We start from the raw sequence: 14,621 nt of genomic DNA, 5'->3' as shown, positions 1-14,621 counted from the left end.
GTGCGGCGTTCGCCGCCGGCCAGGCCAAACTCATAACCCCGCGCGGCTGTGCGCCGCGATCCCGACCGAGAAGATGAATATTACATGATGGATCGTTCCCGTTTGCTGAAATTCCTGCTGCCCTATCTGTGGCCGAAAGATAACCCGCGGCTGCGTTGGTATCTGGTGGTGGCCTTCGTGTTCATGGTGGCGGCCAAGGTCAGCACCACGCTGGTGCCGCTGGCTTATAAAGCGATGGTCGATGCGCTGAGCGGCGAGACGGCGAAAATGCTGGCGGTGCCGCTGGGGCTGATCGTCGCCTACGGCGTGGCGCGGGTGGGCGGCGCGCTGTTTGAGGAACTGCGCAACGTGATGTTTATCCACGTCAGCCAGAACGCCACGCGCCTGTTGGGCGTGCGGGTGTTCCGCCAGCTGCATGCGCTGAGCCTGCGTTTCCATCTGGAGCGCCAGACCGGCGGATTGTCGTTGTCCATCGAGCGCGGCACTCAGGCGGTGTCCACGGTGCTGTCGCGGCTGCTGTTCTCCATCGTGCCGATCCTGTTCGAGCTCTCGCTGGTCACGGCGATCATGTGGCATATGCTGAACGGCTGGTTCGCGCTGGCGATCCTGACGACGGTCGGTTGCTACATCCTGTTCACCGTGCTGGCGGTCAGCTGGCGCACCCGCTTTCGCCGCGAGCTCAACAAGGCCAACGCCGACGCCAACAGCAAATCCATCGACAGCCTGCTGAACTATGAGACCGTGAAGTACTTCGGCAATGAAGAGTTCGAGGCCGAGCGTTTCGACCTGTCGCGCCGGCTGTACGAATACGCCGCCATCAAGAACCAATTCAGTTTTACGGCGATCAACCTGGGGCAAACCGCCATTATCTCGATCGGACTGATCGTGATGATGACCATGGCGGCGCGGGGCATTACGCAGGGGACGATGACGGTCGGCGACTTCGTGCTGGTCAACGCCTATCTGCTGCAGCTGTATCAGCCGCTGAACTTCTTCGGCTTTATTTATTCCGAGGTGCGCCAGGCGCTGATCGACATGGAGAACATGTTCGATCTGCTGCAGGAACCGCGTGAGATCGTCGATAACCCGGATGCGCAGCCGCTGCGCCTCGATCGCGGCGAAGTGAGGTTCGACGCGGTCAGCTTCGGTTACGACACGCGTCGACCGATCCTCAAGCAGGTGAGTTTTACCATTCCGGCGGGCCACACGGTGGCGGTGGTCGGCGCCTCCGGCGCGGGCAAGTCCACGCTGTCGCGCCTGCTGTTCCGCTTTTACGACGTGCAAGGGGGCGCTATTACCCTCGACGGCCAGGACATTCGCCAGCTGACCCAGGCCAGCCTGCGGCAGGCGATCGGCATCGTGCCGCAGGATACGGTGCTGTTCAACGATACGTTGCGTTATAACATCGGTTACGGCAAAACCGGCTCCAGCGATGAAGATATCGAGCGGGCGGCGCGGCTGGCGCATATCCATGATTTTATCGTCGGTCTGCCCGACGGTTACGACACCCGGGTGGGCGAGCGCGGGCTGAAGCTGTCGGGCGGGGAAAAGCAGCGGGTGGCGATTGCGCGCACCATTCTGAAAAATCCGGCCATCCTGGTGTTTGACGAGGCGACCAGCGCGTTGGATACCCAGACCGAGCGCGAAATCCAGGGGCACCTGCGCGAGGTGAGCCGCAACCACACCACGCTGGTGATCGCTCATCGGCTCTCCACCGTGGTGGATGCCGATGAAATTATCGTGCTGGAGGCGGGGGAGATCGTCGAGCGCGGGGGGCACGAGGCGTTGCTGGCCGCGAACGGCCGCTACGCCGCCATGTGGCAAACCCAGTACAGTGAAGAGCAGGAACCGCACTGATGGAGCCGCCGTTCACGTTCACCCCTGCTGCTGGGCGGCGTTGAGCCGCTGCGCCACGTAGTCGCAGGCGATGCGGCAGTCCTGCTTTAGGTCTGTCTCGCCGCCGGCCAGGCTGCCGCGCAGCCAAAGCCCATCGATCATCGCCGCCAGCCCGCGCGCCGCGTCGCGCGCCTGCTGCAGCGGCAGCTCGCGGCGGAACTGGCAGCAAATATTGGAATAGAGCCGCCGATCGTTGGCGCGCTGCAGGCGGCGCAGCACCGGCTGATGCATGCTGGCGGCCCAGAAGTCGAGCCAGGCGCGCATGGACACGGCGTTGGTTTGGCTGGGGTGGAAGTTGCCCTGGATAATGGCGAACAGCTGTGACTGGCTGTCGCTCGCCGCTTGCGCGCGGCACTCGGCCACCGCGTCGCGCAGATCGCGCAGGATCTTGCGCATGGTGGCGCTCAGCAACCCCTCTTTATCGCCAAAATAGTGGCTGACGATGCCGGTCGACAGCCCGGCTTCTTTCGCGACCTGAGACAGGGTGACGCCGGCCAGCCCGACGACGTTTATGGTCTCGAAGGCGGCGTTAATCAACTGCTCCTTACGCTGCTCCGGAATGTCTCTTCGGTACATATTTTCCTCAACTGATAGGCCAATCACACTTTGGATTTGATTGATTGAACGGTCAATCAATACTCTATATGCTGCGAAAATGTCAAATAAATGACGATGAAATGTTAATTAAAAGTTGCATTTAAATCGTCTGTCTTTCGCATCATGGAAGCCTGCCAATGACAACAAAAACTCCTCCATCGCTTGACGAAGAACCTGTCAGATTGAATGTCCCGGTATTTTTCGGCTCGGCGGCGGTGATCCTGCTGCTGGGATCGCTGGTCGTGCTGTTTCCCGCAGCCAGCAAACAGTGGTTGAACGTCGCGCAAAGTTGGGTCGCCGACGTGTTCGGTTGGTACTACATGCTGTTGATGGTCGCCTGCATGGTGTTCGTCTTCTGGCTGGCGCTGTCGCGCTTCGGCCATATTCGCCTCAGCCAGGATGACGAACCGCCGCAGTTCAGCTATCCCTCGTGGGTGGCGATGCTGTTCTCATCGGGCATCGGCATTGCGCTGGTGTACTACGGCGCCTATGAGCCGTTGGATCATTTTTTGTCGCCACCGGAAGGCAGCGGCGGCACCGTGCAGGCGGCGCGGCAGGCGATGGCGCTGACCTTTTTGCACTGGGGGCTGCACGGCTGGGCGCTGTATGCGCTGATCGCCACCGCGCTGGCCTATTTCGCCTATTGCCGCGGCCTGCCGTTGGCGCTGCGCTCTGCGTTATACCCGATCTTCGGCGAGCGCACCCACGGCGGCGCCGGCCATCTGGTGGACAGCTTCGGCATTCTGGTGACGGTGATTTCGATGGTAACCAACCTGGGGATCGGCGCACTGCTGGTGAACTCGGGGCTGTTTTATCTGTTCGATATTCCGCAAAGCACCGGCGTGCTGCTGGCGCTGATCGTGGTGATGATGGTGGTGGCCACGCTGGCGGCGGTCACCGGCGTCGAGAAGGGCATTGCGATGCTGTCGAACATCAACGTCGGCTTCCTGTGCCTGTTGCTGCTGTTCGTGTTTCTGGCCGGCCCGACGCTGAATCTGCTCAACGGCATGTTGCAGAACCTCGGCGATTATCTCACTTCGCTGGTCAGCCGCAGCTTCGATATGTATCTGTACGGCAAGGCGCGCCAGTGGCAGGGCGCCTGGACGTTGTTCTATTGGGCCTGGTGGGTGGCGTGGGCGCCGTTTGTCGGGCTGTTCATCGCGCGCATTTCCAAAGGGCGCACCATTCGTGAATTGATCTTCGGCGTGTTGCTGATCCCGCTGGGCTTCACGCTGGCGTGGCTGTCGATCTTCGGCAATACCGCCATCAGCCTGGTGTTGGAAGGCGGGCAGGCGATCCTCGGGCAGGTGGCGCAAAGCGATCCGCCGATGGCGGTGTTCAAGCTGTTCGAATACCTGCCCTATACCCAGCTGACCGCCGGTTTTGTGGTGGTGATCAGTTTCGTGCTGTTCCTGACGCCGGTTGATTCCGGCACGCTGATGATAGCGAACCTCTCCTGCCAGGGCGGTTCCGCCCACGATGACGCGCCGGCCTGGCTGCGGGTATTTTGGGCGGCGGTCACCACCTTGATCTGCGCCGGGTTGCTGTACGCCGGCAGTTTCAGCGCGATGCAGACCGCGGTGGTGCTGTGCGGCCTGCCGTTCTCGGCGGTGATCGTGTTGTACATGGTCAGCCTGCGCAAGGATCTGCGCGGTTACGCCATGACGCCGGCGCTCCCTTGAGGCGGCTTATTCGTCCGCGCGCGGCCGGTGATGCACGTATTCGATAATCGTGCCGTCCGGCAGGCGCGCATTGAAACAGGCGCCGGTGGGCACGTCCACCGGGCCAAAGAAGATATCGGCCCCGGCGGCCAGCAGCCGCTGGTGGTAAGGATAAATGTCATCGACCAGCAACGTGCCGACGGTGCTGCGGAAAGGACGCAGGCTTTCTTCCGAGCCTTCCAGGATCAGAAACGGCCCCACCGCCGCCAGCACCAGCCGATGTTCGGGAAAGTCGAAACGCATATCCGCTTCCACGCCGTGCAGCCGCTCGTAAAACGCAATGGCGCGGTCAATCTCGCCTTCGTCGACGTAGACCCGGATCAGCACGCGCGGCTCGCGCAGCGATGAAGAGTCGGCGGTTTTGCGCCAAAAGCCCGCTTCTGTCAGTTTTGCCGTCATTGCTCATTCCTCATGGTGGCTCGTTTCCCCGTCATCATGCCGCCGTTTGGCCGCAGGGATTAGACTGAGTTGTTATGAACTAGCAGCGGCGGAAATAAAAAAGCCCCGGTAACGGGGCAAAGACCCGCTCAGGTCGGAATAGCGGGCTAAAGCGGGCTTCAGGCGCGATGGAATTCCGGCAACACCAGTTGACCGATCTCCTGCATCGTCTCTTCCAGCGGCCGCTGGTTGCGGCGGAAATGCAGGCCGATGTGGTTGACCCCGGCGTCACGCATGGCGCTCAGTTCCTGAATCAATCCATTGCGGCCGCTCTTGATGCCGAAGCGATGGCGCTGAATCGGCGCGTCGGCGTTATCGGTGAGGTCGAGATGAATAAAGCTGACGTAGGGCTTGTCACCGGCTACGTTACGCCAGAGTTTGACTCGCGAAACGTGGTCCGCAGGCGTGCCGGGATATGACAGCCAGCCATCCATATTTTTGCCCACCCACTCGGGCGTTTGTTGCGCCAGCCCGGCGACCAGCAGCGGCGGCGGCGGCGTGGCCGGCAGCAGGCGCAATCCGGGCTGTAGCGCGCTGTCGGCTTCACCTTTGAGAATGCCGACGCTGGTGCGGAAGTTTTCACCGCGCGCGGCGTAATCGGCGCCGAACAGCGGGTACTCCACGGGGCGATCGCCGCTGGCGACGCCGAGCAGCAGACGATCGCCGCTCAGCGTTTGCAGCGTGGAAGCCGCTTTGCGCACCAGCCAAGGCTGGCGCAGCGGCAGCACCACGGCCGCGGTGCCCAGCAGAATATTGCGCGTCAGGCTGGACAGGTAGCCGAGGTAGGTAAAGGTCTCAAACACCTGCGCGGCGTCGCCGAAGTCAGGATCGTACAGCGGCACGTCGCGAACCCAGGCGGCGCGAAAGCCGAGCTCATCGGCCAGCTTGATGCGCGCAGCGTGTTCACTCATGTCCGGTACGCCGAACGGCCGCCCGTCCTGCTGGCGTTTCAGCTGCCCGCTGGTGGACCAATCATTGTCCAACGGCAGCTCAATACCGATGGAAAGCGGCTCCCGGGTTAGTCTTTCGATGCTCATGTGTCACTCCGTCTCAGGCCTTGCGGCGCGGTGTCGAACGATGGCACGAAGTGTTGCATGACGATTAATTGAGATAAACAGCCCTAATCGCAATAGATAATTGCTGTTGCGAGCATAATTACCTTACAGGATACGGCATGATTGCCGTGATTTACGTCACGCTCTGCGCTTTTGCTATTGTCCAGATGAAATTATGTAACTCTGCCAATAGCCTTTCCCTCATGAGAGTTAGTTTGTTGTGCGGCAATAAAATAAAACTAAATGATTCAATAGATAAAAATAAAACTGAATATTCCCCAGCGTTCATTCAATACGGGTAAAAAATTAATAAGCCTGAAGAGTGATCGTTGAGATTATTCGCAAATGGCGTGAAAATAGGCGTTTTTAACCGAAGAAAAATACCCGTTATTATTTTATTGGCTGTAAAAACAGAAGGGTAAAATATCTTTTTGTGATAATGCGATTTTAAAATAGTACCGAACAAAAACTTCATTCGTCTCTAAGAAAGCGCCGGTTGACAGACCGCCGGCTTGCGATAATTTTATGTCATTAACATGTTAATGAGTTGTTGTCGTGACGGAGGGCCAATTTCTCTCTTGGCCGAGCGCTTAACACACTTATGCCATGGCGGGTCGCCATTCATAAGTTAACTTATGGACAAATGACGCTATGAATACATCGCCAGAGCCTCGCAGCGCATTAAGTGAAGAGAACCGGTTGCTGATTATTTTATTTTTCGTTTTCGGCTGCGTGTTTGTCGACCGTCTGACCATCTCGTTTCTGTTTCCGATGATTGCCGCCGACCTCAAGCTCAGCAACGTGCATCTCGGCACCCTGTCGGCGGTGCTGGCGTTAACCTGGGCGCTGTCTGGCGCCGGGCTGGGGGCGATAGCCGATCGTTTTAATATCCGTAAACCGATGCTGATCCTGTCGATCCTGGTGTTTTCGCTGTTCTCCGCGCTGTCGGGGTTGGTCAGCGGCTTTGCCATGCTATTGATCTTCCGGGCGTTGATGGGGATCGCCGAAGGGCCGGTATTGCCGATCGCACAGTCGTTGATGGTGGAAAAATCGCAGCCGCAGCGCCGCGGTTTCAACATGGGATTGATCCAGGGCGCGGCGCCGGGATTGTTGGGCGGTATTATCGCGCCGCCGCTGATCATCTATCTGGCGCAGAAGTGGGGCTGGAGCATGGCGTTTCACCTGACCGCCGTGCCGGGCATCATTCTGGCGTGGCTGATCTATCGCTATGTGAACGGCAAGAAGGATCCCGCTTTCAGCGCAGTGCCGGCGGCCGACAAGACGGCGAACAAAGGTGCTTACGGCGAGCTGTTCAAAATCAAGAACGTGGCGCTGTGCATTCTGATCTCCTGTGTGTTCGTCACCTGGTTCATGATCATCATTACCTTCACCCCCAACTTTTTGGTGACCGACCGCGGCTTCGGCGAAGGCACGATGGGCGGCATCATGAGCGCCATCGGCGCCGCCTGGGTGTTCTGGGGCGTGGCGGTGCCGGCGATTTCCGATCGCTTCGGCCGCAAGCCGACGCTGATCTTCTTTTCGCTGCTGGCGGTGTGCTGCCCGCTGTTTCTGAGCTACGTCGATAACCCGTGGCTGCTGGGCGTGCTGGTGTTCCTGTCTTATACCGGCCTTGGCTGTTTCACGCTGTTTATGGCCACCATCCCGTCTGAAACGGTGTCGCCGGCGCGCATCGCTACCGCGTTGGGGCTGGTGATGGGAATTGGCGAGGTGATTGGCGGCTGCCTGGCGCCGTTTATCGCCGGGCTGATCGCCGATCGCTACGGGCTGGTCAGCGTGATGTGGCTGGCGGCCGCCGGCGCCGTGTGCGCCGGCGTACTGAGTTGTTTTCTCGATGAAACTGCCCCTGCCGTGGTGAACCGCCGAGCGGTGAAACCGGCGGGCATCGCCGACGTCTGAGGCGGTTTTCATCCCATTCAATCAAGGAGAGCGAAGATGTCAGCAGAACCATCCGTACTGAATCAAAATGCCGAACCGGACTGGAAGAATTACGACGATTTTGCGCGCGGCATCGACACCAACCGGCTGCCGGGCACTCAGGACTGGCGCGGCAAAACGTTGCAGATCGCCTTTGAAGACGGCGGGGAAATCACGCTGCGTTTCAGCGCCGATCGGCAGCGGGTGCTGTGGGCCTGGGGAGGGGAGAGCGGCGAGGACGCTTACGAAGAGGTGCAAACCTCCGCCGCGCGCTATTTCTTCAATATTCCGTTGCAGTCGCCGGGCAACGAATGCCTGACGCTGGTGCTCAACCGCGACAGCGGCCGGGCGCTGCTGGTGCGCAGCACGCTGTTGCCCGAACAAACGGTGGAAAAGGGATCCCGCCTCAAGCAAAGCTTCCACGTTGGGCAGATTGCCGGCGTCACGCCGGGCGGCGTCGCGCCGCATCTGACCCGCGAGCTGATCGGTTATCGCACGCTGAATGTCTACAGCCCCAACCACTATTACGAACACTTCTACGTCAACACCGAGCGCTACGCCTGGCAAAACCTGCGCGGCGAACAATTCGGCCACGGCGACATGGACTACGCCACTTACTACAAGTTTGAGGACGAGATGTTCCTGTTCACCTTCCGGGAAAAGATTATCCCGGTGTGCTCGGTGTTCTTCTTCGACTTTGTCTCCGGGCGCTGCACCGGCACCTTCCTCGGGTTGGACGCCGCCGGCCGGGTGTTGGTGTCACCGGCCGGGGCGTTCATCAGCAAGATGAGCTACAACGCCTACCCGGAAGGGGTACAGCCGCTTTGATTCAGGCGTTTCTGACCAGCGATCCGGCGTTGATCTCCGCAATGGTTTTCGCGCCGGTGAGCGTCATGGCGACGCGCATCTCTTTGTCGATCAGATCCAGCAAGTTAGCCACCCCGGCTTCGCCGGCCGCCGCCAGTGCATAGACGAAGGCGCGCCCCAGCAGCACGCTGTCGGCGCCCAGCGCGATCATGCGCACCACGTCCAGGCCGCTGCGGATGCCGGAATCGGCCAGCAGAGTGATGTCGCCTTTCACCGCGTCGGCGATCGCCGGCATGGCGCGCGCGGTCGACAGCACGCCGTCCAGTTGGCGGCCGCCGTGGTTGGAGACGATGATGCCGTCGGCGCCGAAGCGCACCGCGTCTTTGGCGTCTTCCGGATCAAGAATGCCTTTGATGATCATCGGGCCGTCCCAGAATTCGCGGATCCACTCCAGATCTTTCCAGGAAATAGACGGATCGAAGTTGGCGCCCAGCCAGCCGATGTAGTCTTCCAGGCTGGTCGGTTTGCCGCGGTAGGCTGAGACGTTGCCCAGATCGTGCGGCTTGCCGAACAGGCCGACATCCCAGGCCCACTGCGGATGGGTAAACGCCTGCAGCACGCGGCGCAGGGCGGCGTTAGGGCCACTCATCCCCGAATGGGCGTCGCGATAACGGGCGCCCGGCACCGGCATGTCGACGGTGAACACCAGCGTTTTCACGCCGGCGGCCTTGGCGCGCTCCAGCGCGTTGCGCATAAAGCCGCGATCTTTCAGCACGTAGAGCTGGAACCACATCGGCCGATCGATCGCCGGCGCCACCTCTTCGATCGGGCAGACAGACACGGTGGACAGCGTGAACGGAATACCTTTTTTGGCCGCGGCGCGCGCGGCCTGCACTTCGCCGCGGCGGGCGTACATGCCGGTCAGCCCCACCGGCCCCAGCGCCACCGGCATCGCCAGCTGCTCACCGAACAGCGTGGTCTCCAGGCTGAGTTCGGACATATTGCGCAGCACGCGCTGGCGCAAGGCGATATCGGCCAGGTCTGCGGTATTGCGCTTCAGCGTATGCTCCGCGTAGGCCCCGCCGTCGATATAGTGAAACAGAAACGGCGGCAGTTTGGCCTGGGCGGCGGCCCGGTAGTCGGTTGACGCGGAGATGATCATAGTGTTTACCTTCTTGTCTTGCTTGCGATAACGAGTTGTCGGTCAGAGCGTGAGGATCGCCGCCATACCGGCCGCAATCCCGCCGTACGCCAGCATCGGCAGTACGGTCTTTCTGATGATTTTGCCTTCGGCGTTGCCGATCCCGAGGATCGAACAGACCGCGATAATGTTGTTCAGGCACACCATGTTGCCCATGGCGCCGCCGACGGACTGCAAGGCCAGCGTCAGGTTGACGTCAAGACCGCTGCTCTGGGCGATCGACTGCTGAATGCCGCCGAACGTCAGGTTCGAAACGGTATTGGAGCCGGAGAAGAACGAGCCCAGCGCGCCGAGGAACGACGAGAACAGCAGCCAGCTGCCGCCGGTCAGCGCCGCCAGCGCTTTACCGATCAGGATCACCGGCGCGTTGTCGCCGCCCTGCATCATCAGGTTGACCATCACCAGCGCGCCGAACAGCGCAATAAAGGGCCGCGCGATGCGCCCGCCGGTTTCGCTGAACATTTGCCGCACCTGGCCGCCATTCAGCCGGAACAACGGAATGCACAGCAGCACCACCAACAGGAACGGGATCAGCGCCGGGACATACAGCGTTTTGTAGCCGGCGGCGGCGGAGGTGCCCAGCACCTGCTGCAGTTCGACGATCAGCGCCCGGCTGATGCGCAGCTCTCCGAGCCAGCCGAGGTTTTCCCGCCACAGCAGCGCGGTGTTGTTGAGCAGCGCCTTGAGGCCCAGCTGGTGGACACGCGTCACTATCAGAATAGCAATCAGCAGCAGGGTCGGGGTCATGGCCTTGACCACCTGCATGAACGGCACCGCCTGCCCGGCGCTCTGCGGTTTGTCGCCGCGGGCGAGGCCGATGCCGCCGCGCGCCAGCAGCACCGAGAGCGCCAGGCCGATTGCACCGCCGACCAGCGCCGGGAACTCATAGTTCACCTGGGCCAGCAACAGATAGGGCACAGTGCAGCTCAGCACGCTGAGCAGGATAAACGGCAGGTTGCGGCGGATATCCCGCCAGGAAACGATAAAGCGCAGCGCCAGCAGAGGAATGACGAAGCCGGCGACGAAGTGGATCAGCGCGGTTTGCCGACCGATCTCCAGCAGGCTTGCGTCCGACAGGCCGAGATTGGCAAAGCCGAACCAGGTAGGGGTGCCCACGGCGCCGAAGGAGACCGGTACCGAGTTCATCACCAGCGTCAGCAGGGCGACGCGCAGCGGGTTGAAGCCCAGCCCGACCAGAATCGGCGCGGCGATGGCGGCCGGGGTGCCGAAGCCGCTGGCGCCCTCGATCATAAAGGCGAACGCCCAGCCGATAATCATCAGTTGGGCCACGGGATTGGGGCTGATGGTTTCCAGCCAGCGGCGCACCACGTTTTCCGCGCCGCTTACCTGCATCAGTTTGTTGAGCAGGATGGCGCCGGCAATGATGGTGATCGGCGTCAGCGTCGACACCAGCGCGGTGATGATATTGGCATGCAGCAGCCGCAGCGAGGCATCGAACCACAGGAGCTGTACGGCATACACCACGGCGGCCGTCAGCGGCAGGGCGAGGTAAGAGGGCACGCCATTCCTTTTGGTCATCATCCAAATCAGCAGGACGATGGGCGCAATACTGAAAAGCAGGGGCATAAGATCCTCAGGGTTATTATTTTTATGGGCAGAGATATGTAGCTGAAAGGTTAATTACCGCAACATTTTCATTCTAATCACAACGTTGGCGACGATGCCATGCGGTAATTTTTTAACATCGGCGAACGGCGCCGGCGGTGGGAAACTGGCTGGCAGGAGGCGTTAAATTAACTGCTTTAAAATCAGTTTGATAGGAAGTAATTTTGTGTGATGAATGCGTGAGCTCACATTAATTAAGCGGTAATGTTCAATAGTTCATGTCCAAAAATGCGGTAATCCCCGCGTCTTTTTACGGCCGCAGGGAAATAATCAGAGCAGGGAACTCAAAAATAATGGCTGATATTTTGGTAGGAACCGATGATATGTTCGATCAGCAGACGGGTTTTTAACGGCAGATTGCGGGTGTAAGGATAAACGGCGTAAATGCCCAGCACTTTGCCGCAGTGGCCGGCCAGGATCTCCATCAGTTTACCGTCCTGCAAATCTTCATACACCATGCAGCGCGGCACCATGGCGATGCCGTGGCCGCCGATCACCGCTTTGCGGATCGCCCGCGCATTATTGGCCGACAGGTTGCCGTTAACCTGCAGCTCGTAGATGTCGTTGCGCCCCGGCCGCTTCATCAGCCAGTTGGCGGTGCCGCTCTCCTGGTAGGTGTAGGTCAGGCAGTTGTGGCTCAGCAGATCGTCGGCGCTGCGCGGTTCCGGGTGGCTTTCCAGGTAGCCCGGCGAGCAGACGATCACCCAGCGGGAATCGAAGATCGGCCGGGCAATCAGGCTGGAATCCGGCATGGTGCCGGTCCGGATCGCCAGATCGATGCCTTCTTCCACCAGATCGACGAAGCGGTTTTCCAGCCGCATTTCGACCTTCAGGCTGGGATGCAGGGCGCAAAATTCCGCCACGCTTTCGCTCAGCAACAGCTCGCCCGAAATGGTCGGCACCGACATACGGATGGTGCCGGTCAACTCTTCGCTCTTTTCGCTGACGGCGTACAGCGCCTCCTGCACTTTGGCGCCGATCTCTTTGGCCTGCTGGTAGAGCGCCTGGCCGCTTTCGGTCAGCGTCAGGCTGCGGGTGGTGCGGTACAGCAGGCGGGCACCCAGCGATTTTTCCAGCCGCCCGATGCGTTTGCTGACCACCGAGCTGGTGATGCCGGCGCTCTCCGCGGCCTTGCTGAACGAGCCGCAGTCGACAATCAGGGCAAACAGAATCAGGTCGTTGGCGTATTCGTGAGTGGCGAGCATAATCGGCTGTTCCCTTCAGCGGCAAGTGGCGCCAGTGTAAGTCTCTCGTTTCAATAAGCAATCATCAAAATGCCCTTGGCGTCGAACTCAGAGGCTGCGCGAGCAATGAGAATTCGTCTTGATCTCATTCTCACGCCGCTTACAATGCCTGCCAGATCGCGACTTCAGAGGTTTTTCATGGAACTGCTACGGGTGGTTTATCACCAGTATCGTTGGCCATTTCTGGCGGTTATGGCATTGACCATGACCAGCGCCGGCTTGGGTATCGGTATCATTGCGTTTATCAATCAATACCTGATGGACGCCGGCGGCGATGCATTGGCTGTGCTGCCGATGTTTCTCGCTCTGCTGGCATTGCTGATGGCGGTCACGCTGGGATCGCAATTGGCGCTGACGACATTGGGCCATTACTTCGTCTACCGCCTGCGCGGGCAGTTAGTGAAGCGCATCCTGGATACCGATATTGAACGCCTTGAACAGTTAGGCAGCGCCTCATTGTTGGCCAGTCTCTCCAGCGATGTCCGCAATATCACCGTCGCCTTCGTGCGCTTGCCCGAACTGGTGCAAGGGGTGATTTTAACTCTGGGGTCGGCGGCCTATCTGGGGTGGCTATCACCGAAAATGCTGGCGGTGACGGCGGTGTGGGTCGCCGTCACCGTGGTGGGCAGCGGTTGCCTGGTCTCGCGGGTTTATCGCCATATGGCCAGTTTGCGCGAGTCGGAAGAGCGCCTCTATCATCATTACGAATCGGTGATTGACGGTCGCAAGGAACTGACGTTAAACCGCAAGCGAGCGCAGGCGCTGTACGAACAGACCTATCAACCCGATGCGCAAGCTTACCGCCACCATATCATTCGCGCCGATACCTTCCATTTGAGTGCGCTCAACTGGTCAAATATCATGATGTTGGGGGCGATCGGACTGGTGTTCTTTATGGCTAACAGCCTGGGATGGGCGAACTCGGCGGTGGCCGCCACGTATTCTCTGACGCTGCTGTTCTTGCGCACGCCATTACTGCAGGCGGTCGGGGCGTTTCCGACGCTGGTCAGCGCCGAAGTCGCTTTCAACAAGCTGAAGACGCTGCGCCTGGCCGAGTACCAACCGGCGTTCCCTGCCGCCGCCGGCCGTTCCTGGCAGACGCTGGAGCTGCGCGACGTGGTTTTTCACTATGCCGATACGGAGCAACAGCCCGGTTTTGCCGTCGGGCCGCTTAATCTGACGCTGCGGCGTGGCGAGCTGATCTTTTTGATCGGCGGCAACGGCAGCGGCAAGTCAACGCTGGCGATGCTGTTGACCGGGTTGTACCGGCCGGTGAGCGGGCACATCGTTCTGGATGGCGTCGCGCAGACCGCGGCGGATATGCCGGACTATCGTCGGCTGTTTTCGGCGATTTTCACTGATTTTCATCAGTTCGATCGTTTGCAAGGGCCGGAAGGCGGCGAACCCGATGCGGAACTGGTCGCCGGCTGGATCGAGCGGTTGAATATGAAAAGCAAGCTGCAGTTCGACGGCGCCAGGGTGACTAACCCGCAACTGTCGCAGGGGCAGCGCAAGCGTCTGGCTTTGCTGCTGGCCGTGGCGGAACAGCGCGATATCTTGCTGTTGGATGAATGGGCCGCGGATCAGGATCCGCAATTCCGGCGCATTTTCTATCGCGAGCTGTTGCCAGAACTGCGCGCGCTGGGCAAAACGGTGTTTGCCATCAGCCATGACGATCACTATTTCGAACATGCCGATCGGCTGCTTGAGATGCGCTCGGGTCATTTACGTGAGCTGACCGGCAGCGAGCGTGAACACGCCAGCCGGGATTCCGTCAGCAGAATCGGTTAACTCACGCCGGCCCGAGCGAGACCAACGCGGGCCGGTGCTTCTCACCGTATGATCCCAGTGCGTCGCTTCATTTTATCCCCCGCCTTCAGCGCTGTCTGTTGCCGATTTGGCTTATGACCAGTCAAATAATTGATGGTTGAATTATTTACCAGTGGTTTGATTTTGACCTTTCAAGGTATGGCACACTGCACGTTCGTTCGCCTATCAATTCAAGTTATCGCCTGCCGATAACAGTGATATCCACGGTGCCGTTCTTACTGAGGCGGTGATGCAGGTCTATGGCTAGCAGCTGTTTTTTAAATTTCCATAG

At 59.9% G+C, this 14,621-nt stretch carries 11 protein-coding genes; 5 read left to right on the top strand and 6 right to left on the bottom strand.

What is annotated here, in order from left to right; all coding sequences use genetic code 11:
* The first annotated feature begins 87 nt into the window (after positions 1-87).
* Positions 88-1,857, top strand: a complete 1,770-nt coding sequence (locus AC2CGQ_RS13665) for an ABCB family ABC transporter ATP-binding protein/permease (protein ID WP_413714697.1) — start codon at positions 88-90, stop codon at positions 1,855-1,857.
* Between the two features lie 18 nt (positions 1,858-1,875).
* Here AC2CGQ_RS13665 and betI read toward each other — a convergent pair whose 3' ends face one another.
* The gene (gene betI / locus AC2CGQ_RS13660; RefSeq protein WP_160125905.1) at positions 1,876-2,472 is read right to left on the bottom strand and encodes a transcriptional regulator BetI; all 597 of its coding nucleotides are present in this window, start codon (positions 2,470-2,472) and stop codon (positions 1,876-1,878) included.
* Between the two features lie 158 nt (positions 2,473-2,630).
* On the opposite strand from betI, the gene AC2CGQ_RS13655 reads away from it, so the two are divergent.
* The gene (locus AC2CGQ_RS13655; protein ID WP_015378949.1) at positions 2,631-4,175 is read left to right on the top strand and encodes a BCCT family transporter; all 1,545 of its coding nucleotides are present in this window, start codon (positions 2,631-2,633) and stop codon (positions 4,173-4,175) included.
* Between the two features lie 6 nt (positions 4,176-4,181).
* Here AC2CGQ_RS13655 and AC2CGQ_RS13650 read toward each other — a convergent pair whose 3' ends face one another.
* Together AC2CGQ_RS13650 and AC2CGQ_RS13645 are read right to left on the bottom strand one after the other, a co-directional pair.
* Positions 4,182-4,613 carry a VOC family protein gene (locus AC2CGQ_RS13650; protein WP_015378948.1) on the bottom strand — a complete coding sequence of 144 codons (432 nt, stop codon included), beginning with the start codon at positions 4,611-4,613 and terminating at the stop codon, positions 4,182-4,184.
* Positions 4,614-4,771: 158 nt separating this feature from the next.
* The gene (locus tag AC2CGQ_RS13645) at positions 4,772-5,689 is read right to left on the bottom strand and encodes a TIGR03571 family LLM class oxidoreductase (RefSeq protein ID WP_004931740.1); all 918 of its coding nucleotides are present in this window, start codon (positions 5,687-5,689) and stop codon (positions 4,772-4,774) included.
* 669 nt (positions 5,690-6,358) lie between these two features.
* Here AC2CGQ_RS13645 and AC2CGQ_RS13640 point away from each other — a divergent pair.
* Both AC2CGQ_RS13640 and AC2CGQ_RS13635 read left to right on the top strand, forming a co-directional pair.
* Positions 6,359-7,624: an MFS transporter gene (locus AC2CGQ_RS13640; protein ID WP_015378944.1), complete on the top strand. Its 1,266-nt coding sequence runs from the start codon at positions 6,359-6,361 to the stop codon at positions 7,622-7,624.
* Between the two features lie 36 nt (positions 7,625-7,660).
* Positions 7,661-8,470, top strand: coding sequence for a molybdenum cofactor biosynthesis F family protein (locus tag AC2CGQ_RS13635; protein ID WP_261438678.1), 810 nt, complete (start codon positions 7,661-7,663; stop codon positions 8,468-8,470).
* A gap of 1 nt (position 8,471) precedes the next feature.
* On the opposite strand, the gene lldD is transcribed toward AC2CGQ_RS13635, so the two are convergent.
* From lldD to AC2CGQ_RS13620, 3 genes are all read right to left on the bottom strand, one after another.
* A complete protein-coding gene (gene lldD, locus AC2CGQ_RS13630) occupies positions 8,472-9,611 on the bottom strand; it encodes an FMN-dependent L-lactate dehydrogenase LldD (RefSeq protein WP_033632193.1) in 1,140 nt (379 codons plus the stop codon).
* A gap of 42 nt (positions 9,612-9,653) precedes the next feature.
* On the bottom strand, positions 9,654-11,237 hold the full coding sequence (locus AC2CGQ_RS13625) for an L-lactate permease (protein WP_242141920.1): 1,584 nt from the start codon (positions 11,235-11,237) through the stop codon (positions 9,654-9,656).
* Between the two features lie 323 nt (positions 11,238-11,560).
* Positions 11,561-12,481 (bottom strand): LysR family transcriptional regulator, encoded by a 921-nt coding sequence (locus tag AC2CGQ_RS13620; protein WP_021505685.1) that lies wholly within the window; start codon positions 12,479-12,481, stop codon positions 11,561-11,563.
* A gap of 177 nt (positions 12,482-12,658) precedes the next feature.
* On the opposite strand from AC2CGQ_RS13620, the gene AC2CGQ_RS13615 reads away from it, so the two are divergent.
* Entirely contained in the window at positions 12,659-14,311 is a 1,653-nt protein-coding gene (locus AC2CGQ_RS13615; protein WP_099982454.1) for a multidrug ABC transporter permease/ATP-binding protein, read from the top strand.
* Positions 14,312-14,621: the final 310 nt, after the last annotated feature.

Source organism: Serratia sp. DFXYC6, from assembly GCF_057196085.1.
Note: the sequence above shows the minus strand (reverse complement) of the source record. Positions and strands in the feature narration are given on the sequence as shown.